Below are 20882 nucleotides of genomic sequence, written 5' to 3' on the forward strand. Positions count from 1 at the left end.
AGCGAGGCGTCGCTCACCGATGCCCCATCCGGGTCGAGAACGCCGTCGGCCGGTCGGTCCACGGGGCGTCCACCGGGCGCAGCGACGTCACGTCGGGCATCACCTGTGCGGCCAGGATGCCGGCCACCGAGATGGCGTTGACGATCTCGCCGGAGAACACCATCTGCACCGCTTCCGACAGCGGGACCCTGCGCACGACGAGGTCGGCTTCCTCGTCGTGGGCCTGCGGCCGGTCGACCTCGCTCAGGCCGGTGGCCAGGAAGACCCGAACACTCTCGTCGCAGAACCCCGGTGCGGAGTCGAGGTCGACGAGGGTGTGCCACTGCTCGGCGGCCAGGCCGACCTCCTCAGCCAGCTCGCGTGCCGCGGTCTGATGTGGCGGCTCGCCGCTGAAGTCGAGCAGCCCCGCGGGCAACTCCCACAACCTGCGGCCGAACGGGTGGCGGTACTGATGGATCAGCACGACGCTGCCGTCGTCGTCGAGGGCGAGGACGGCGACCGCGCCGAAGTGCTCGACGACCTCCCGGCGGGCGGTGCCGCCGCCGGGCATCCGGACCTCGTCGGCGCGCAACGCGAAGATCTTGCCCACGTACAGGGTTTCCGATGCGGCCGTGGAGAACTCGTGGGCGCCGGGCTCGCGAGCCGAGCCCGGCGGGTTCTCCTCAGCCACGGGTCGGCGCGTCCTCGAGAGCGTGCTCGGCGCCGTTGGAGCCGTGGGCGGGCATCTCCGGCATCTCCACAGGCAGACGTTCTTCGTTCTTGTAGTCCACCGCCGCGCCGATGAACGCGACGAACAGCGGGTGCGGGCGGGTGGGCCGGCTCTTGAGCTCCGGGTGGGCCTGGGTGCCCACCAGGAACGGGTTCACCTCCGGCGGGTATTCGACGAACTCGACGAGGTGACCGTCGGGCGACGTGCCGGAGAAGCGCAGCCCGCTCTCGGCGATCTTCTCGCGGTAGAGGTTGTTGACCTCATAGCGGTGACGGTGCCGTTCGGACACTTCGGTCGCGTCGTAGGCCTTGGCGACCACCGAGCCCTCGTCCAGCATGGCCGGGTAGGCACCCAGGCGCATGGTGCCACCCAGGTCGGCTTCACCGGCCACGGCGTCGCGCTGGTCGGCCATCGTCGAGATCACCGGGTCCGGCGTGGCGGGGTCGAACTCCGCCGAGTTGGCTTCGGTCAGACCCACCGAGCGGGCGGCTTCGATCACGATGCACTGCAGCCCCAGGCACAGGCCGAGGACGGGCAGCTTGCGCCGGCGGGCGTACCGGATCGCGCCGATCTTGCCCTCGATGCCGCGAATGCCGAAACCGCCGGGAATCAGTACCCCGTCGACGTCGGCCAGTGCCGCCGCCGCCCCGGCGTCGGTCTCGCAGTCATCAGAGGCCACCCAGCGCATCTCCACCCGCGCGTGGTGGGCGAACCCGCCGGCGCGCAGCGCCTCGGCCACCGACAGGTAGGCGTCGGACAGGTCGATGTACTTGCCGACCAGAGCCACCCGCACCGTTTCGCGAGGCTCGTGCACTCGGCGCAGCAGGTCGTTCCACTGCGTCCAGTCGACGTCGCGGAACGGCAGGTTGAGCCGTCGCACCACGTAGGCGTCGAGCTCTTCTCGGTGCAGTACCTTGGGGATGTCGTAGATCGACGGCGCGTCCGGGGTGGAGATACATCCGTCCACATCGACGTCGCACATCAGTGCGATCTTGTTCTTCAGCGGTTCGGGGACGTCACGGTCACAGCGCAGGATCAACGCATCCGGAGTGATACCGATGCTGCGCAGCGCGGCCACCGAATGCTGCGTCGGCTTGGTCTTCAGCTCGCCGGACGGCGCCATGTAGGGCACCAGCGAGCAGTGCAGGAAAAAGCAGTTCTCCCGCCCCACCTCGTGGCGCACCTGGCGGGCCGCCTCCAGGAACGGCAGCGACTCGATGTCACCGACGGTGCCACCGATCTCGGTGATCACCACGTCCGGGCGGTTGCCGTCGCTGTCGGCCTCGGCCATGGCCAGCACGCGTTCCTTGATCGCGTCGGTGATGTGCGGGATGACCTGCACGGTGTCGCCGAGGTACTCGCCGCGGCGCTCCTTGGCGATGACCGACGAATACACCTGCCCGGTGGTCACATTGGCCGAGCCCGACAGGTTGCGGTCCAGAAAACGCTCGTAGTGACCGACATCGAGGTCGGTTTCGGCGCCGTCCTCGGTGACGAACACCTCACCGTGCTGGAACGGGTTCATGGTGCCGGGGTCGACGTTGAGGTAGGGATCGAGCTTCTGCATCGTCACCTGCAGGCCGCGCGCGGTGAGCAGCTGACCGAGGCTGGAAGCGGTCAGACCCTTGCCCAGCGAGGAGACCACGCCACCGGTGACGAAGAGATGCTTTGTCGCGGTTTGCGGGTGCTTGCGTAGCGCGGGCAAGTGCGACCTCCGTGACGACGGGCAGGGCTTACTGGGGTTGGGCTTCCGTCGAGATCAAGCCCGGTTGGGGCCTGCCGACCCACGGAACCCCACCCTAACACCGACCGCGACACCGCGTTGTTGACACGCGGGCGAGCACGCTCAGCGGGGCACCGTGACGGCTTCGGCGCCCGGGCCGATGCCGAACTGGCCCGGTTCGCGACCATTGATCAGAGCGCTCAGGGCGAGCACGGAGGTGATGCGGCCCGCGCTGCTGCCGACGTCGTCGACGGTGCTGACGGTGCTGGTCAGAGCCTCATCCGAGCGGGTCACCGCGATGGCGGAGGTGCCCGAGGCCGAACCGTCCCGGCCGGCCAGCACGGTGCCGGACCCATGTTGGGCCAGGCCGCCGGAGAATCGGGCCACGGTGGCACCCTGATTGCCCGCGTCCTCCCCGAGGGCGCCGCCGGTGACGACCAACGCGGTGTCGGCCGCGCCGACCCGCTCGGGGCCGTAGCTGATGAAGCCGGTGTCGCGCAGCGCGGCGAGCACGGTGTCCCGTTGGGTGTCATCGACCGGCGGGGCGTCAGGACCCGCGGTCAGCAGGGCGATGCCCAGCAGATCCCCGGCTTGGGAGCCCTGGTCGACCGTCGCGGAGTTCAGTTGCGCGCCGGCCGGCACGATCGGCGAATTGACCACCGACAGCAGCTTCTCCGCGGAGTTGGCGTCGACGAACTCCTGGGTCAGTCCGATCGTGCCCGTCACCCGGCCGCCGGCGTCGGTGACCAGACGTGACACCGCGTCGACGTCGTCGTCTGCGGCGTCGGGGGTGCGGAAGACCACCACCGATTTGTCCGCCAGCGCACCACTGACGATGCGCGGAGCCATCTGTGCATCGAAATCGTTGGCTGCGCTGAGCTTTTCGGTGAGCGCGTTGCGCTCGTCGGTGAGCGTGTCGATCTGGTTCTGCATCTCGTTCTTGTCGTCGCGCAGTCCCGAGAGCACGGTGTTCGACAGCAGCCCCGACCCCAGCGCGACCCCGATGGCCAGCGCCAGGAACACCGCGGCCAGGGAGATGGCATGCGAACGCAACGAGATCACGGTGGACTCCTAGGCGACCAGGCTCTGCACCCAGAGGGTGAGGCGGTTCCAGTACTCGGCGACCCACTCCAGCACCGCGGCGTCGGCGCGGGAGACCCACAGCGCGGCGATCACGGCCACCAGCATCGCCAGCACCAGCAGAGCGATCGCGCCGCCCGACACCCGGCTGCGATACAGCGTGGCAACGGCTTTGGCGTCGACCAGTTTCTCGCCGACCTTGAGCCGGGTCAGGAAGGTCGACGGGTTGCTCTGCTGGCGGGTGCGGTCGAAGAACTCCTCGATCGAGGCGGTGTGTCCGACTGTGACGATCAGCGCGGCGCCGTGGTGATCGCACAGCAACAGGGCGAGGTCGGCAGCGGAACCGGCCGCCGGGAACGTCATCGCGCCCACTCCGAGGTCCTGGATGCGTTCCAGGCCGGCGGCGTGGCCGTCGGCGTCGGCGGGCAGGATCACCTGGGCGCCGCAGCGCAGCACCTCGGCGCTGATGGTGTCGGGATCACCCACGATCAGCGCGGGTCGGTAACCGGCTTTGCGGAGCGTGTCGGCACCGCCGCCGACGCCGACCAGCACCGGCTGGTACTCCTTGATGAACGGCTTGAGCGCTTTGAGATCGGCAGCGGCACAGGGCTCCTCGGCTACCACCACGACGTGCCGGTGGGTCAGGTCGACGTCGATATCGGGAATGCCGATGCCGTCGATCAGCAGCGGGCTCTCGCTGCGGATGAACTCGATGGTGTTGCCCGCGAAAGCTTCCAGGTGGGCGACCAGGCCTCCCTTGGCTTCCTGCATCAGCTCGTGGATGTCAGCGTCGGTGCGTTCGGTGCCCAGGATCAGGCGGCGGTCGCCGGAATACAGCCCGCCTTCGTTGATCCGGATGCGGGCGCCGTCTTTGATCTTCTTGAAGACGTCGTCGCCGGTCTCGTCGACCAGGGTGATGCCGTTGGCGACCAGGACCTCGGGGCCGAGGTTGGGGTAGCGGCCGGTGATCGAGGACGACGCGTTGACCACGGCGGCCACGTTCGCCTCGACGAGCGCGTCGGCGGTGACGCGATCGAGGTCCTGCGCGTCCATCACGGCGATGTCACCGGGGCTGAGGCGGCGCAACAGTTTGTCGATGTCGCGGTCAACGCGGGCGGTGCCCGTGATACCCGGGCGTGAGCTGGCATTACGGGACAGCAACGCTGACATCTTCATGCGGCGATTCTGGCCAGTGACAGCCGGGATGCGTCGGAGGCGCGCCGTAACAGCAGCCTCAGAAGTTTATTCTTTTCACACCAGTCACACGGTCAGGCGGGTTGCTCCCGGTCCGCACGTGCCGCGTCGAGCAGGTCCCGCGCATGTGCGCGGCCGCTGTCGGACTCCCCGAGTCCGGCCAGCATGCGGGCCAGCTCGGCGACGCGGTCCTCGTCGTCGAGGCGTCTCACACCGCTGGACTTTGCGCGGCCGCCGCGACTGCCACCTGTGCCGTCGAGACCGGCATCCACCACCAGATGGATGTCGGCGTAGGCGGCGACCTGCGGAAGATGCGTCACCACGATGACCTGATGAGTGCGCGCCAGCCGCGCCAACCGGCGACCGATCTGCACGGCGGCACGCCCTCCCACCCCGGCGTCGACCTCGTCGAACACCATGGTCGTGCCCTCGGTGGACGCCGCCAGCACCACTTCCAGCGCCAACATCACCCGCGACAGTTCGCCGCCCGAGGCGCTCTTGTTCAGCGGCAGCAGGTCCGAGCCCCGGTGGGCGGCGAAGCCGAAGTCCACCGCGTCCACCCCGTCGCGTCCGGCGTGCACCGACTCCCCCGACGCCAGCGCCAGCGGGGCGCTGTCATCAGCGCGGGCGAGCAGCGGTGTGACCGCGATGCTGAACTGCGCGCCGGCCATCGCCAACCCGGCCAGCTCTTCGGTCACCGCTTTGGCCAGTCCTTTCGCGGCCTTGACCCGCACCTTGGTCAGGCTCTGCGCCGCTGTGGCCACCTCGCTCTGCAAGGCGTCGACGCGGCGGGCCAGCTCGGCCAGGGCGTCTTCGGACACATCGAGCTGGGCAAGCCGATCACGGGACTCCTGCGCCCAGGCGAGCACGCCGTCGATGTCGGCGGCGTACTTCTTGGTCAACGTGCGCAGTTCAGCCTGGCGGGCCAGCTTGGTCTCCAACGCGCTCGCATCCGAGGGCAGTTCACTCAGGTAGCGCCCCAGTTCCGCGGAGACGTCGACCAGGACCGTCAACGCCGCATTGAGTTGCTCGGCGAACCCTTTGAGCTCGGCATCGTTGCTCGTCTCCAGCGCCGAGCGGGCCTGCCCGACCGCGCCGGCAGCCGAGAAGCTCTCCACCGCATCGTCACCGTCGCCGGCCAACGCGGCCCGCGCGGTCTGCACCGCGTCGCGCACCGCGTCCAGTTCGGAGAGCCGGCGAATGTCGGCGACCAGCGCGTCGTCCTCTCCCGGTTGGGGGGCCACCGCGTCGATCTCGTCGAGCGCGAAGTGCAGACGGTCGGCCTCCTGGGCCAGTTCCCGAGCACGCCGGCGCCGGTCCTCGAGGTCGCGGCGCGCGGCCAGCCAGTCGTCGCGCAGTCGGCGGTACCGAGCCAGCTGCGTGGTCACATCGGCGAAACGGTCCAGCGCGGCGCGTTGCTGGTCGGGCCGCATCAACCGCAGCTGGTCATTCTGTCCGTGCAGGGTCAGCAGCTCGTTGGTGAATCCGCTCAACGACTTCGCCGGGACGCTGCGGCCTCCGAGGTAGGCGCGGGAGGGCCCGTCCCGGTTGACCGATCTCGCGGCGATGACGCTGCCGTCGTCGTCGCGGTCGGCGCCCGAGGAGTCGAGGATCTCTTCCACCCGCGCGGTCACCCCCGCACCGAGTTCGGCTGTGGTGAAACGGCCTTCGACGACGGCACGGTCTGATCCCGACCGGACCTTCGTCGCGTCGGCGCGGGATCCGCCGAGCAGGTGCAGCCCGGTGACGACCATGGTCTTGCCTGCGCCGGTCTCACCGGTGAGCACGGTCAGCCCACCGTCGAATTCGGCGGTCGCGGCGCTGATGGCGCCCAGCGACTCGATGCGGATCTCGGATAGCACTACTGCCCGCGCCACCCCGTGACCGGCAACCGGAACTTGCGCACCAGGCGATCGGTGAACGGCGCGCTGTCCAGGCGGATCCACTTCAACGGTGTGGCGCACCGGGTCACTTCCAGCCGTCCGCCGGCGGGAACCACCATCTCGCGGCGGCCGTCGCAGAACACCAATGCCGCGTGGCCACCGGCCTCGATCTCGATCGCGATGGTCGCATCCGGGCTGGTCACCATCGGGCGTGCGAACAACGCGTGGGCGTTGTTGGGCACCACGAGAATCGCCTCCAGGTCGGGCCAGAGCACCGGACCACCCGCCGAGAACGCATAGGCCGTCGACCCTGTCGGCGTCGACACCAGCACGCCGTCGCAGCCGAACGTCGACACGGGTCGGCCGTCGACCTCCACGACGACGCCGAGCACCCCCAGACGCGGGCCCTTCTCCAGGCTGGCCTCGTTGAGCGCCCAGCCGTGGTCGAGCACCTCCCCGCCGGCACGTACGACGATGTCCAAGGTCATGCGCTCTTCGATGCGGTAGTCACGGTTGATGACGTGATCCAGAACCGTGTCGATCGCCTCGGCCTCGGCTTCGGCCAGGAACCCGATCCGGCCCAGATTCACGCCCAGGACGGGGATTTCCACGTTGCGGGCGAGTTCAGCGGCACGCAGGAACGTGCCGTCGCCGCCGAGTACCAGCACCAGCTCGCACCCTTCGGCAGCTCGCTCTTCGGCGTCGACGACCTCGATGTCGATGCCGAGCGCACGCATGTCGTCGGGGGCCAGATGCACCGGGCCGCGGTCGACCGCCTCGGCCGAGAGCACCCGCAGAGATATCCCGTTGTCGCCCAGCACCTTTTCGACGCGGCGGGCCACCTCGGTGGCATCCTCGCGGCCGGTGTGCACGACCAGCAGAATGGTGCGGGGTGTGTCGGGTCCGGTCACTGCGGCCCCTCGTCGACGGCGCGGCGCACCGCAGCCTCCACGTCATCGTCGTGCTGCTCGGCGTCCCTGCGCAACCGCAGGAAGTACTCCACGTTGCCGGCAGGCCCCGGCAGCGGGCTGGCCGCCACGGCCACGGCGGACCAGCCCAGTTCAGCGGCGCGCCGGGCCACCGAGACTACGGCGTCGACGCGCAGCGCCGGGTCGGAGACGACGCCACCGGGCCCGACACGGTCCCTGCCGACCTCGAACTGAGGTTTCACCATGGGAACGATATCGGCCGACGGATCGGCGCACGCGGTCAGTGCGGGGAGCACGGTGGCCAGCGAGATGAAGGACAGGTCCGCGACGACGAGATCGACCGGGCCGCCGATGGCCGAGGCGGCCAGTTCACGGACGTTGGTGCGTTCCATGACGGTCACCCTCGGGTCGGTGCGCAGCGCCCAGGCCAGCTGGCCGTAACCGACGTCGACGGCGACGACCTCGCGGGCGCCCCGATCCAGCAACACCTCGGTGAAACCGCCGGTGGAGGCTCCGGCATCCAGACAGCGGCGCCCCCCTACCTCGATCGAGAAGGACTCCAAGGCGCCGATCAACTTGTGCGCACCCCGGGACACCCAGCTGCGCTCGTCGGAACCTTCGACCGTCAGATTCGCACTGAGCGGGATCGCCGTCGCCGCCTTGGCGGCGCGCATCCCATCGATGCTGACCCGGCCGGCACCGATCAGTTCGGCGGCCTGCTGACGCGACCGGGCCAGTCCGCGTCGCACCAGTTCGGCGTCCACCCGAGCGCGCCGCGTCACGCGGATCAGCCCTTCTCGACCGATTCCAGCGCGCGCACCAGCAGGTCGTGCGCCTGTTCCAGGCGCACGGCGAGGGAATCCAGCTCGGCGGCCGGATCGGAGGCAGCCGGGTCAGTCGACTCACCCAGCAGTTCGGCGACCTGGGCGCGGATCTGGTCGGGATCGTTGGTCATCTCAGGGTTCACGCTAGTCGATCGTGGGCGGGGCCAGCGACCACCGCTGCACGGCCTGTCGGGCGGTTTCGTCGGCGCCGGAGATCGAAGCGCGGCGATCGCCCCGGTCGTCCTCGGCCGCCCACACCGCGGCGGCGACGGCACGCACCACCGACAGGCTGTCCCCGGGGTCCTCCCCGGTGGCATGAACCGTGACCGTCGAGCCGTCGAGCTCGACCCGCCACGCGGGGTGCGCCGACACCCGCAACGTATCGGCGTCGGTGGGCAGCGCGCGCAGATCTTCGCCGAGGTAGTCGGGCCGCTCGTGCGGAACAGCCCAGATCACGTCGGCGGCGGTGTTGACTCCACACAGCACCATGAGGCTGGGGAGCTCTGCGGCATTGGCGCCGGCGATGTCGGTGTCGAGGCGGTCACCGATCACCAACGGCGACTGGAAGTTCCCGCGGGCCAACGCATCTGCCATCAGCACCGGCGACGGTTTGCCGGCCACCTGGGGTTCTGCGTCGGTGGCGGTGCGCAGCGCGGCGACCATCGATCCGTTGCCGGGCAGCAGCCCCCGCTCCGAGGGCAGGGTCTTGTCGACATTGGCGGCCACCCACAACGCCCCCGCTCGGATGGCCAGTGCCGCCTCGGCCAGCTGGGCCCAACCGGTCTCCGTCGAGTGACCCTGCACCACCGCAACGGGTTCGTCGGCGAACTGACGCACGGGGGTCAGTCCGACGCCGCTGACCTCGCCGGCCAGCGCGTCGGTGCCGACGACCAGAACCCGGTCGTTCGGAGCCAGCTGATCGGCGAGCAGCCTGGCCGCGCTCTGGGCGCTGGTCACGACATCTTCTGAGCGGGCGGTGAACCCCAGCTCGTTGAGATGCTCGGCTACCTGGGCCGCGTCCCGTGAGGCGTTGTTCGTGACGAACAGGATCCGAGAGTCCAGACCGGCCAGCGTTTCCACTGCCCCCGGGGTCGGCTGATGGCCGCGAAACGCGGTGCCGTCGAGGTCGAGCAGCAGGCAATCATGCTGCTGGGCAAGGATGCTCACTCAGGACAGCTCCGTGATGCGCTCTTCGGCATCCGTGGCGCCCTCGAGGTCGGCAGCCGCCGCGTGCAGGAACCACTGAAGCGCCTCCTCGGACCTGCCCAGAGTCAGGAGCGTGTCGGCGTAGGCGTAGAACAGCCGAGCCGCCGTCTGACCGCTGCGCGACGGATCGAGTTGCGGCGTGGACAACACCGCCAGCGCCTGCTCGTGCTGGCCCAGATCCGAACGGGCACCGGCCACGACGATGCGTAGCTCGTCGGCGTCGTCACCGGTGAGCTGGGCGGCGTCGTCGCTGCGGGCGAGTTCGATGGCACGCTCCGGGCGGCCCACCCCGCGCTCGCAGTCGGCGATGAGGGCCAACAGCGGTGAGCGACTGCCCATGCGACGTGCCGCCCGCAGCTCGGCCAGCGCCTGTGACCAGTCGCCGCACTGATAGGCGGCGATGCCCACCGCCTCCCGGACAGCGGCGATACGCGTCGAACGGGCCCGAGCCGCCCGTGCGTGCGCCAGCGCGGCTTCGGGGTCTTCGTCGAGCAACTCGCCCGCCGCCACCAGGTGCCGAGCGACGAAGTCGGCGGTGCTGCGGTCCAATGTCGTCAGTTCGCGGCGCACCTCCGGCGCGAGCTGCCTGGCCTCGATCTCGGCCGGGATCGGCGGTGCGCCGCTGCCGGATTGCGCGTCGTGCTGGGGTTGCGCGGGGCGGGCCCGCTGCGGACCGGAATGCCGCGGCGCCGGGCGCTGATCGCGGCGGGGCCGCGGCCGGCCGCCGTCGGACCCGCGGTGCGGTCTGCGGTCGCTGCGGCCGCCCTGATTGTCATTGGGCACGAGAAAAGGATACGGGCTCGGCGGATGGGCTCACAATTGACGAATTGTGCGACGCAATTTCGGTGGTAATGAGAAGCGGAAAAGGAAATCGCGGGCTGAATGTACTGCTGCCACATCCGCTCATGATGCACGAATGCCGGTGCCCCCCAACTGTGTTGGGGGGCACCGGTTTTAAGGTGTGTTCGGCGGTGTCCTACTTTTCCACCCGGGTGGGTAGTATCATCGGCGCTGGCAGGCTTAGCTTCCGGGTTCGGGATGGGTCCGGGCGTTTCCCTGCCGCTATGGACCGCCGTAACTGTATTCACTCGTTTTTGAGTGCCCCCCTTTTTTTGGTGGGGGGAGGTGTGTGGGCCCCGTGTTTTGGTGGTGGGGTGTGGTCGTTGTTGTTTGACCGTGTGGTGTGGTTGCGAGGTTTTGTTGTTGTTGTAAGTTTTCGGCCGGTTAGTGCCAGTTCCCTGCGCCTATTGCTAGGTGTGTAGGTCTGGTCTATCGATCCCGTGGTCTGCGGGGGGCCTTATCCCTCTAAAAGGGTGAGAAGCCTGGTCTTGGAGGGGGTTTCCCGCTTAGATGCTTTCAGCGGTTATCCTGTCCGAACGTGGCTATCCAGCGGTGCCCCTGGTGGGACAACTGGTGTACCAGAGGTTCGTCCGTCCCGGTCCTCTCGTACTAGGGACAGGTTTCCTCAAGCTTCTGACGCGCGCGGCGGATAGAGACCGAACTGTCTCACGACGTTCTAAACCCAGCTCGCGTGCCGCTTTAATGGGCGAACAGCCCAACCCTTGGGACCTGCTCCAGCCCCAGGATGCGACGAGCCGACATCGAGGTGCCAAACCATCCCGTCGATATGGACTCTTGGGGAAGATCAGCCTGTTATCCCCGGGGTACCTTTTATCCGTTGAGCGACACCCCTTCCACTCGGGGGTGCCGGATCACTAGTCCCGACTTTCGTCCCTGCTTGACATGTCCGTCTCGCAGTCAAGCTCCCTTGTGCACTTACACTCAACACCTGATTGCCGTCCAGGTTGAGGGAACCTTTGGGCGCCTCCGTTACATTTTAGGAGGCAACCGCCCCAGTTAAACTACCCACCAGGCACTGTCCCTGAACCGGTTTCACGGTCCGAGGTTAGAGGCCCAATACGACCAGAGTGGTATTTCAACAACGACTCCACAACCACTGGCGTGGCTGCTTCACAGTCTCCCACCTATCCTACACAAACCGTATCGAGCACCAATACCAAGTTGTAGTGAAGGTCCCGGGGTCTTTTCGTCCTGCCGCGCGTAACGAGCATCTTTACTCGTAATGCAATTTCGCCGAGTCTATGGTTGAGACAGCTGAGAAGTCGTTACGCCATTCGTGCAGGTCGGAACTTACCCGACAAGGAATTTCGCTACCTTAGGATGGTTATAGTTACCACCGCCGTTTACTGGGGCTTAAATTCTCCGCTTCACCCCGAAGGGTTAACGGGTCCTCTTAACCTTCCAGCACCGGGCAGGCGTCAGTCCGTATACCTCGTCTTGCGACTTCGCACGGACCTGTGTTTTTAGTAAACAGTCGCTTCTCACTGGTTTGTGCCACCCACTTGTGCTTGGGCCGCAAGGGCTTACACACCATGTGGGTCCCCCTTCTCCCGAAGTTACGGGGGCATTTTGCCGAGTTCCTTAACCATAGTTCACTCGTACGCCTTGGTATTCTCTACCTGACCACCTGTGTTGGTTTGGGGTACGGGCCGTGTGTGCGCTCGCTAGAGGCTTTTCTCGACAGCATAGGATCACCGAATTCGCCTCACTCGGCTATGCATCACCTCTCAGGATATATGAGACACGGATTTGCCTATGTCTCTCCCTACCGGCTTGCCCCAGTATTACCACTGACTGGTACGGCTACCTTCCTGCGTCACCCCATCGCTTGACTACTACCCGTCCGGGTCCCGCGCAGCCGGCGAACCCCGCACCCCGAAGGGATTGGTGATCCACCATTTGGGCGGTTAGCAGAACGGATTCATCAGGGACGCTCACACACGGGTACGGGAATATCAACCCGTTGTCCATCGACTACGCCTGTCGGCCTCGCCTTAGGTCCCGACTCACCCTGGGCGGACTGGCCTGGCCCAGGAACCCTTGGTCTTTCGGCGGGCAAGGTTCTCACTTGCCTCATCGCTACTCATGCCTGCATTCTCACTCCCACACCCTCCACAACTAGCTCACGCTGCTGCTTCACCGGATGCAGGACGCTCCCCTACCCAGCGTATGAATACGCTGCCGCGGCTTCGGCGGTGTGCTTGAGCCCCGCTACATTATCGGCGCACAATCACTTGACCAGTGAGCTATTACGCACTCTTTCAAGGGTGGCTGCTTCTAAGCCAACCTCCTGGTTGTCTTCGCGACTGCACATCCTTTTCCACTTAGCACACGCTTAGGGGCCTTAGCCGGCGATCTGGGCTGTTTCCCTCTCGACGCACGGAGCTTATCCCCCGCCGTCTCACTGCCGCATTACACCGTGTCGGCATTCGGAGTTTGGCTGACGTCAGTAACCTTGTGAGGCCCATCGGCCATCCAGTAGCTCTACCTCCAACACGAACACTGCGACGCTGCACCTAAATGCATTTCGGGGAGAACCAGCTATCACGGAGTTTGATTGGCCTTTCACCCCTACCCACAGCTCATCCCCTCAGTCTTCAACCTAAGTGGGTTCGGGCCTCCACGCGGTCTTACCCGCGCTTCACCCTGGCCATGGGTAGATCACTCCGCTTCGGGTCCAGAACACACCACTACACCACACACTGTTGTGTGGATACGCCCTATTCAGACTCGCTTTCGCTACGGCTACCCCACCCGGGTTAACCTCGCGACATGTCCCTGACTCGCAGGCTCATTCTTCAAAAGGCACGCCATCACCCCACGCAAAGCGAGGGCTCTGACGGATTGTAAGCGCACGGTTTCAGGTACTCTTTCACTCCCCTCCCGGGGTACTTTTCACCATTCCCTCACGGTACTAATCCGCTATCGGTCACTGAGAAGTATTCAGGCTTACCGGGTGGTCCCGGCAGATTCACAGCAGATTCCACGGGCCCGCTGCTACTCGGGGAACATTCCACAGGAGCTGACAGATTTTCGCTTACGGGGCTCTCACCCACTACGGCAGACCATCCCAGGCCACTTCAACTAACCCATCAGTTTCTGACTCCTGCCCTCATCGGCGGATGAGAGAAGAAACACAACACCGCACACACAACCCCCGCCGGGTATCACATGCACACGGTTTAGCCATCCTCCGCGTTCGCTCGCCACTACTAACGGAATCACTATTTGTTTTCTCTTCCTACGGGTACTGAGATGTTTCACTTCCCCGCGTTCCCCCCCGACACCTATGTATTCAGTGCCGGGTGACACGACATCACTCGTGCCGGGTTTCCCCATTCGGACATCCTCGGATCCACGCTCGGTTGACAGCTCCCCGAGGCATAACGCAGCCTCCCACGTCCTTCATCGGCTCCCAGTGCCAAGGCATCCACCATGCGCCCTTAAACACTTACAACACAAAACCAAAAAATGAGTCACCCACACACACCCCCACCAAAAGCAGGACTGCATGCGGATATCAGAAAAATTTGCATTACATGAAGAGGAACCACGCCCGCACAAACACGGACACCGGCACCTCTTCGATGCTCGCAACCACTATCCACAAATCAAACACCACACCCCACCACCAAAGCGGGGCAACAACAAGAACCCCCAACCCCCACAAACTCGAGGAGGCCAAGAGCCGGCATCTGCCACCAACGCAGCAGACCCGCGGGCTTGTTGTCTCAAAGCCCAATAGTGTGTCTGGCAAGTCTTTTCGCGCGCCGGCTTTCCCCACCGACACGACATGTTCGTTGTGCACCAAACCCCGCCCACTACAGGCAAAGGGTTCCTCACGGCATCAGGTATGGCCCACTGCCACACCTATTCTCGTGGTGCTCCTTAGAAAGGAGGTGATCCAGCCGCACCTTCCGGTACGGCTACCTTGTTACGACTTCGTCCCAATCGCCGATCCCACCTTCGACGGCTCCCTCCACAAGGGTTAGGCCACCGGCTTCGGGTGTTACCGACTTTCATGACGTGACGGGCGGTGTGTACAAGGCCCGGGAACGTATTCACCGCAGCGTTGCTGATCTGCGATTACTAGCGACTCCGACTTCACGGGGTCGAGTTGCAGACCCCGATCCGAACTGAGACCGGCTTTGAAAGGATTCGCTCCACCTCACGGCATCGCAGCCCTTTGTACCGGCCATTGTAGCATGTGTGAAGCCCTGGACATAAGGGGCATGATGACTTGACGTCATCCCCACCTTCCTCCGAGTTGACCCCGGCAGTCTCTCACGAGTCCCCACCATAACGTGCTGGCAACATGAGACAAGGGTTGCGCTCGTTGCGGGACTTAACCCAACATCTCACGACACGAGCTGACGACAGCCATGCACCACCTGCACACAGGCCACAAGGGAACCGACATCTCTGCCGGCGTCCTGTGCATGTCAAACCCAGGTAAGGTTCTTCGCGTTGCATCGAATTAATCCACATGCTCCGCCGCTTGTGCGGGCCCCCGTCAATTCCTTTGAGTTTTAGCCTTGCGGCCGTACTCCCCAGGCGGGGTACTTAATGCGTTAGCTACGGCACGGATCCCAAGGAAGGAAACCCACACCTAGTACCCACCGTTTACGGCGTGGACTACCAGGGTATCTAATCCTGTTCGCTCCCCACGCTTTCGCTCCTCAGCGTCAGTTACTGCCCAGAGACCCGCCTTCGCCACCGGTGTTCCTCCTGATATCTGCGCATTCCACCGCTACACCAGGAATTCCAGTCTCCCCTGCAGTACTCCAGTCTGCCCGTATCGCCCGCACGCCCACAGTTAAGCTGTGAGTTTTCACGAACAACGCGACAAACCACCTACGAGCTCTTTACGCCCAGTAATTCCGGACAACGCTCGCACCCTACGTATTACCGCGGCTGCTGGCACGTAGTTGGCCGGTGCTTCTTCTCCAGGTACCGTCACTTGCGCTTCGTCCCTGGCGAAAGAGGTTTACAACCCGAAGGCCGTCATCCCTCACGCGGCGTCGCTGCATCAGGCTTGCGCCCATTGTGCAATATTCCCCACTGCTGCCTCCCGTAGGAGTCTGGGCCGTATCTCAGTCCCAGTGTGGCCGGACACCCTCTCAGGCCGGCTACCCGTCGTCGCCTTGGTAGGCCATTACCCCACCAACAAGCTGATAGGCCGCGGGCCCATCCCACACCGCAAAAGCTTTCCACCACCGACCATGAAGCCGATGATCATATTCGGTATTAGACCCAGTTTCCCAGGCTTATCCCAAAGTGCAGGGCAGATCACCCACGTGTTACTCACCCGTTCGCCACTCGAGTACCCCCGAAAGGGCCTTTCCGTTCGACTTGCATGTGTTAAGCACGCCGCCAGCGTTCGTCCTGAGCCAGGATCAAACTCTCCAAACAAAAACCCCCGGACAAACCGGGCAGAATCCGAATCAGAAAAATCTGACCAAGCAACCAGAAAAATCTGGCATCAAAAAAACATCCACCCCTAAACGGGAAAAAGAGGTGAACAAAAACAACAAACAAAAACCACCAAACACACTATTGAGTTCTCAAACAACACACCCGTCCGACCGCGCAAGAAGGCCGCGGCGTAAAGCCGCGATCTCTCGTGCGGGCAGATGAGAACTTCCACCGAAGTGGTCATCCTCTTGGGAGTCGGCCGCGCTCTCCGGGTTTTGGCCCGTGTCGCGGCGACTCCGATAAGTTACGTCAGGGCTAACGCCGAGTCAAATCGCCTGCTAGGGCGTGTCTTTCGACCCGGAATCCCAGCATCCGCCCAGACCTCAGGCGGACGGGATCGCCCCAAGGGCGCTCCGACGGTCACTCCGAAGATGCTCAACGCGCGCACGCCACGCATTGTTCCCGTCTGATGCAACAAAGCCTGACCAGCGTGAACCGTGGTCATCCTCGCTCGGCGCGCAGCACGCCTGCGATGTTCCGCTTGCCCCGGCGCAGCACCAGCCACTTCCCGAACAGGAAGTCCGAGGAATCCGGCACCCAGTCGTCTGTGGTGATCTTCACGTTGTTCACCGAGACGCCACCCTCGGCGATGGTGCGCCGAGCCGCACCCTTGCTTGCCGACAGACCACTGGCGACCAAGAGATCGGTGATGCCGTCGGGCCCTCCCGGGACCAACTGCGCCACCTCGTTGTTGCCCGCCTCGCGCAGCGCTGCGGCCAGCGTGTCCTCATCCATGTCGGTGAGCTCGCCGCGACCGAACAACGCCTGGCTGGCGTGCTCGACCGAGGCCGTGGCCTGCGGACCGTGCACGAGGTTGGTGAGCTCACGTGCCAGCCGACGCTGGGCGGCACGTTCGTGCGGCCGCTCGGCAGTCGCCTGCTCCAGTTCGGCCAGCTCCTCGGCGCTGAGGAAGGTGAACCATCGCAGATAGGCGATGACGTCGGCGTCGGCGGTGTTGACGAAGTACTGGTACCAGGCGTACGGGCTCGTCATCGTGGGGTCCAGCCACAAGCTTCCGCCGCCGGTGGACTTGCCGAACTTCTTGCCCTCGGAGTCGGTGACCAGCGGGGTGGTCAACGCATGCACGGTGGCGCCGGCCTTCTGCCGTACCAGCCGAACGCCCGCGATGATGTTGCCCCATTGATCCGAACCGCCGATCTGCAGGGTGCAGCCGTAACGTCGATGGAGTTCGACGAAGTCGTTGGCCTGCAACAGCATGTAACTGAACTCGGTGTAGGAGATACCCTCCCCCTCGAGCCGGCGCCGGACCGTGTCGCGGTCGAGCATGACGTTCACCGAGAAGTGCTTGCCGATGTCGCGCAGGAACTCGATCGCCGACAACTCACCCGTCCACGACAGGTTGTCGGCGACCAGGGCGCCGCTCGGCGAATCGTCGAACTCCACGAATCGTTCCAGCTGTCCCCGGATGCGACCGGCCCACTCGGCGACGATGTCGGCGGTCTGCAGTGTGCGCTCGCCCACGTCGCGCGGATCGCCGATCATCCCGGTCGCTCCGCCGGCCAGCACGATGGGCCGGTGGCCGGCCGCCTGAAAGCGGCGCAGCGTCAGCAGCGGGATGAGATGCCCGGCGTGCAGGCTCGGCGCCGTCGGGTCGAACCCGGAGTACACCGTCAGCGGCCCGCCGGCCATGGCTTCGGCGAGGGCGGCGCGATCGGTGGACTGAGCGATCAGACCACGCCATTCCAGTTCGTCAAGGATGTCGCTACCCACGCCGTCGATCTTTCCGTACTAGTCACTGGCCCCGGGAGCCGGTGCCCGTGGACTGCGGCGGTAGGCCGACACCTCGGGGTGTCCGTCCAGCCACAGTCGCCAGGGCCGGTCGGCGGCCTTGCTCACCCCGACCCTCGGTCCGGCGACGCCCTTTCGCGGCCGACGTGCAGTGATACGGATCGGCGCCTGTGGATCGAAGAGGTCGACACCGTTGTCGTCCATGGTGATTCCCAGCGCCGAACAGAGATTGCCCGGACCGCGGGCCAGGCCTGCTTCCCGGACCTGGGATCCCCGCCGGGCCCAGGCGACATCGAAGCCGTCGCGGATGACCGCAGCGCGAAGCAGCACCGCGCCGGCCACCCCGTCCGTCGCGCACACGACATTGGCGCAGACGTGGATTCCGTGGCTGCGGTAGGTGTACAGGCGCCCGGGCGGGCCGAACATCACCGCGTTGCGCACCCCGGGACCACGGAACGAATGCGACGCCGCATCGGGCCAGGGTCCGTCGGCCGGCCCGCCGTAGGCTTCGACCTCGACGATCTCCGCGCTCACCGAACGGCCTACCAGGACCGCTCCGAGCAGCGAACGCGCGGCGAGTACCGGATCGGCCGCCAGCCGTCCGCCGGTGGCCTCACCGGTCGAAGACATCGGCAAGCGCCTCGGCGACCACGCGGAAGGCGACATCCTCCTCGGGATGGACGCCGGGAAAGAAGTAGAAGCCGTGCGGCATGCCCTCGGGGAAGTAGTCGACGGTCGAGCCTCCTGCGTCGCGGATCCGGCGGGCGAACGCACGGGCCGAGTCGACGATCGGATCGTGGGTGCCGGCGACCACGACCGCCAACGGATAGCCGGCGAGATCACCTTCGATGGGGCTGACCCAGGGGTGGTCCCATGCGGTGGTCCCGACATAGGCGCCGCGAATGAAGCCGGCGAATGCCATGTCGTAGACGATGCCTCGCGGCGCCAATTCGCGGAACGACGGCCAGCGCTCGAACTGGAAGTCCGCGAAGGCGCCCAGCATGACGGTGGCATCAGGAACCCGAACCCCGTCGGTGCGGGCGCGCAACGGAATGGCGGCGGCGAAGTTCGACCCGGCCGAGTCTCCGGCGACGACGAGGCGGGCGGTGTCGCCGCCCAACTGTGCCCCGTGCTCGACCACCCAGGTGTAGATGTCGAAGGCGTCGTCGAAGGGCACCGGAAACACGAACTCCGGGGCGGACCGGTAATTGGCGGACACCACCACGGCGTTGTTCGTGAACGCGAGCTTGCGGGCCACGAAGTCGCAGTCCTCGGACGAGCCCACGGTGAAGCCGCCGCCGTGGAAGTAGACGATGACCGGCGGCGCAGTCTCGGTTGGCGACAAGGGACGGTAGAGCTGGCATCGCGCGACACCGTCGCGCACCGGCAGATAAACCTGATCGACCGCCACGTCGGGAACCGCTTGGGCGCCGGTGGGCGGCACCAGCGCCGGATCCGGCTGATGGCCGTCCCCGATGTAGCCCGTGCGCACCGGCGCGATCATCAGGTCCCGCAGCGCTACGGGCTGCCTGTTGTTGGCGATGACGCGGTACATCGGCATGGCCGGGTCGTCGGCGGCGATGTAGCTCAACCCGTCGCTCTCCACCGGGGCGGTGACGTCGACCTTGCCGGCCGGGATGCACCGCAGCGAATCGAGAGTCACCGTCGACATGCTACGGAGACCTTGACAGGGCCTGCGGCACCGGACCAGAATTCATTGCATGATGACTTCATCGGACGGTGAATTCTTGGTCGGCTCGTCGCCTGCGATCGAGATCGACCGGCTCCGGGTGTTGCGGGGTCATCACGTGGCGCTCGACGACGTCACCGTCGCGGTCTCCCGGGGGACCATCACCGGCCTTCTCGGCCCGTCGGGGTGCGGCAAGACCACCCTGATGCGCAGCGTCGTGGGAACCCAGATCGTCACGCGCGGCACGGTGACGGTGCTGGGCAAGCCGGCAGGATCAGCCGAGCTGCGCCACCGGGTCGGCTACGTCAGCCAGGACCCGACCATCTACCCGGACCTGCGGGTGGTGGACAACGTGCGCTATTTCGCCGCCCTCTACGGCTCCGAGCCCGACGAGGTCGACCGGGCGATCGACGCGGTCGGACTGGACAGCCACCGAAAGGCGCTGACCGCGAACCTGTCCGGTGGTCAGCGCACCAGAGTGTCACTGGCCTGCGCGCTGGTGGGCCACCCCGATCTGCTGGTGCTCGACGAACCGACCGTCGGCCTGGACCCCGTCCTGCGCGCCGATCTGTGGGACCGCTTCGCCGAGTTGGCCCGCCGCGGCACCACGCTGCTGGTCTCCAGCCACGTCATGGACGAAGCCGATCACTGCGCTGACCTGCTGTTGATGCGCGACGGTCGAATTCTCGCCCACACCACGCCAACCCGATTGCGAAAGGACACCGGATGTCAGTCCCTGGAGGAAGCGTTTCTGTCCATCATCCGGCGCGGCACCGCAGCAGAGGCGGCGCCCACCCGCTGAGTCCGCGCGCATTCTCGGCGACGACCGTCCGTATTCTGCGCCAGCTGGCCGGCGACCACCGCAGCGTCGCGATGATCCTGCTGGTACCGAGCGTGATCATCGCGCTGATGTACTTCATGTTCACCGACGTGCCGGTCCGACCCGGCGCCCCGTCACCGTTCAACAACGCCTGCCTGATCATGCTCGGCGTGTTCCCGCTGATCGTCATGTTCCTCATCACCTCGATCACGATGCAGCGCGAGCGGTCCTCCGGAACACTCGAGCGGATCCTGACCACACCGCTGCGCCGACTCGACCTGCTGGCCGCCTACGGCACCGCCTTCTCGCTCGCCGCGGCCGCGCAGGCCACCCTGGCCTGCCTGGTGTCGTTCTGGTTGCTCGGCCTCGACACTGCAGGCAGCCCGGTGTGGGTGTTCACCATCGCGATCATCAACGCCGTTCTCGGAGTGGGGCTCGGCCTGCTGTGCAGTGCCTTCGCCCGCACCGAATTCCAGGCGGTCCAATTCATGCCGCTGGTCATCGCCCCGCAGTTGCTGTTGTGCGGGATCATCGTTCCGCGTGCACAACTCCCCGATTGGCTGCAGTGGATCAGCAACGCCCTACCCGCCAGCTACGCTCTTGAGGCACTGCAGGAAGTCGGTGCGCACCCGGAGCTGACGTCGATCGCCGTTCGTGACATCGCGGTCGTCGTCGGATTCGCAGTGGCGGCGCTGGCCCTGGCAGCTGCGACCCTACGGCGAAGGACACCCTAGACAGA

Annotated in this window: 15 protein-coding genes and 3 rRNA genes; 2 read left to right on the forward strand and 16 right to left on the reverse strand. The window is 65.8% G+C overall.

The window, feature by feature from the left end:
* Window positions 1-13: 13 nt before the first annotated feature.
* The 16 genes from ACEWX3_RS15285 to ACEWX3_RS15360 all read right to left on the reverse strand — a co-directional run bounded on the left by ACEWX3_RS15285 (window position 14) and on the right by ACEWX3_RS15360 (window position 19296).
* Window positions 14-670, reverse strand: coding sequence for an NUDIX domain-containing protein (locus ACEWX3_RS15285; RefSeq protein ID WP_374156999.1), 657 nt, complete (start codon window positions 668-670; stop codon window positions 14-16).
* A complete protein-coding gene (locus tag ACEWX3_RS15290) occupies window positions 663-2414 on the reverse strand; it encodes a CTP synthase (protein WP_207067133.1) in 1752 nt (583 codons plus the stop codon). The genes ACEWX3_RS15285 and ACEWX3_RS15290 overlap by 8 nt, the downstream gene beginning before the upstream one ends.
* Window positions 2415-2555: 141 nt before the next feature.
* Window positions 2556-3494 carry a copper transporter gene (locus ACEWX3_RS15295; protein WP_374157000.1) on the reverse strand — a complete coding sequence of 313 codons (939 nt, stop codon included), beginning with the start codon at window positions 3492-3494 and terminating at the stop codon, window positions 2556-2558.
* A 9-nt stretch (window positions 3495-3503) separates the two neighbouring features.
* Window positions 3504-4688, reverse strand: coding sequence for a putative cytokinetic ring protein SteA (steA, locus tag ACEWX3_RS15300; RefSeq protein ID WP_221357804.1), 1185 nt, complete (start codon window positions 4686-4688; stop codon window positions 3504-3506).
* Window positions 4689-4780: 92 nt separating this feature from the next.
* Window positions 4781-6568, reverse strand: a complete 1788-nt coding sequence (gene recN, locus ACEWX3_RS15305) for a DNA repair protein RecN (protein ID WP_374159867.1) — start codon at window positions 6566-6568, stop codon at window positions 4781-4783.
* Complete coding sequence (locus ACEWX3_RS15310; RefSeq protein ID WP_207067136.1) at window positions 6568-7500, reverse strand: NAD kinase; 933 nt, start codon at window positions 7498-7500, stop codon at window positions 6568-6570. The genes recN and ACEWX3_RS15310 overlap by 1 nt, the downstream gene beginning before the upstream one ends.
* On the reverse strand, window positions 7497-8300 hold the full coding sequence (locus ACEWX3_RS15315) for a TlyA family RNA methyltransferase (protein WP_221357806.1): 804 nt from the start codon (window positions 8298-8300) through the stop codon (window positions 7497-7499). Before ACEWX3_RS15315 ends, ACEWX3_RS15310 begins: the two co-directional genes overlap by 4 nt.
* Before the next feature lie 5 nt (window positions 8301-8305).
* The gene (locus ACEWX3_RS15320; RefSeq protein ID WP_286183054.1) at window positions 8306-8473 is read right to left on the reverse strand and encodes a hypothetical protein; all 168 of its coding nucleotides are present in this window, start codon (window positions 8471-8473) and stop codon (window positions 8306-8308) included.
* Between the two features lie 13 nt (window positions 8474-8486).
* On the reverse strand, window positions 8487-9509 hold the full coding sequence (locus ACEWX3_RS15325; RefSeq protein WP_207067138.1) for an HAD-IIA family hydrolase: 1023 nt from the start codon (window positions 9507-9509) through the stop codon (window positions 8487-8489).
* Window positions 9510-10331: a tetratricopeptide repeat protein gene (locus ACEWX3_RS15330; RefSeq protein ID WP_221357808.1), complete on the reverse strand. Its 822-nt coding sequence runs from the start codon at window positions 10329-10331 to the stop codon at window positions 9510-9512.
* Between the two features lie 180 nt (window positions 10332-10511).
* Window positions 10512-10625 (reverse strand): 5S ribosomal RNA (gene rrf / locus ACEWX3_RS15335).
* Window positions 10626-10752: 127 nt separating this feature from the next.
* Window positions 10753-13866 (reverse strand): 23S ribosomal RNA (locus tag ACEWX3_RS15340).
* A gap of 435 nt (window positions 13867-14301) precedes the next feature.
* Window positions 14302-15821, reverse strand: a 16S ribosomal RNA gene (locus tag ACEWX3_RS15345).
* Together the 16S, 23S and 5S rRNA genes form the textbook arrangement of a ribosomal RNA operon.
* A 504-nt stretch (window positions 15822-16325) precedes the next feature.
* A complete protein-coding gene (gene tyrS, locus ACEWX3_RS15350; RefSeq protein WP_207064771.1) occupies window positions 16326-17615 on the reverse strand; it encodes a tyrosine--tRNA ligase in 1290 nt (429 codons plus the stop codon).
* Window positions 17616-17633: 18 nt separating this feature from the next.
* A complete protein-coding gene (locus ACEWX3_RS15355; RefSeq protein ID WP_221363074.1) occupies window positions 17634-18263 on the reverse strand; it encodes a DNA-3-methyladenine glycosylase in 630 nt (209 codons plus the stop codon).
* On the reverse strand, window positions 18247-19296 hold the full coding sequence (locus tag ACEWX3_RS15360) for an alpha/beta hydrolase (protein ID WP_374157001.1): 1050 nt from the start codon (window positions 19294-19296) through the stop codon (window positions 18247-18249). Before ACEWX3_RS15360 ends, ACEWX3_RS15355 begins: the two co-directional genes overlap by 17 nt.
* 58 nt (window positions 19297-19354) lie before the next feature.
* Here ACEWX3_RS15360 and ACEWX3_RS15365 point away from each other — a divergent pair, with 58 nt between their 5' ends.
* Together ACEWX3_RS15365 and ACEWX3_RS15370 are read left to right on the forward strand one after the other, a co-directional pair.
* Window positions 19355-20125, forward strand: coding sequence for an ABC transporter ATP-binding protein (locus tag ACEWX3_RS15365; RefSeq protein WP_374157002.1), 771 nt, complete (start codon window positions 19355-19357; stop codon window positions 20123-20125).
* Window positions 20050-20877 carry an ABC transporter permease gene (locus ACEWX3_RS15370; protein WP_374157003.1) on the forward strand — a complete coding sequence of 276 codons (828 nt, stop codon included), beginning with the start codon at window positions 20050-20052 and terminating at the stop codon, window positions 20875-20877. Before ACEWX3_RS15365 ends, ACEWX3_RS15370 begins: the two co-directional genes overlap by 76 nt.
* Window positions 20878-20882: the final 5 nt, after the last annotated feature.

The sequence above is a fragment of the Mycobacterium sp. G7A2 genome (genome assembly GCF_041902445.1).
Taxonomy (GTDB): domain Bacteria; phylum Actinomycetota; class Actinomycetes; order Mycobacteriales; family Mycobacteriaceae; genus Mycobacterium.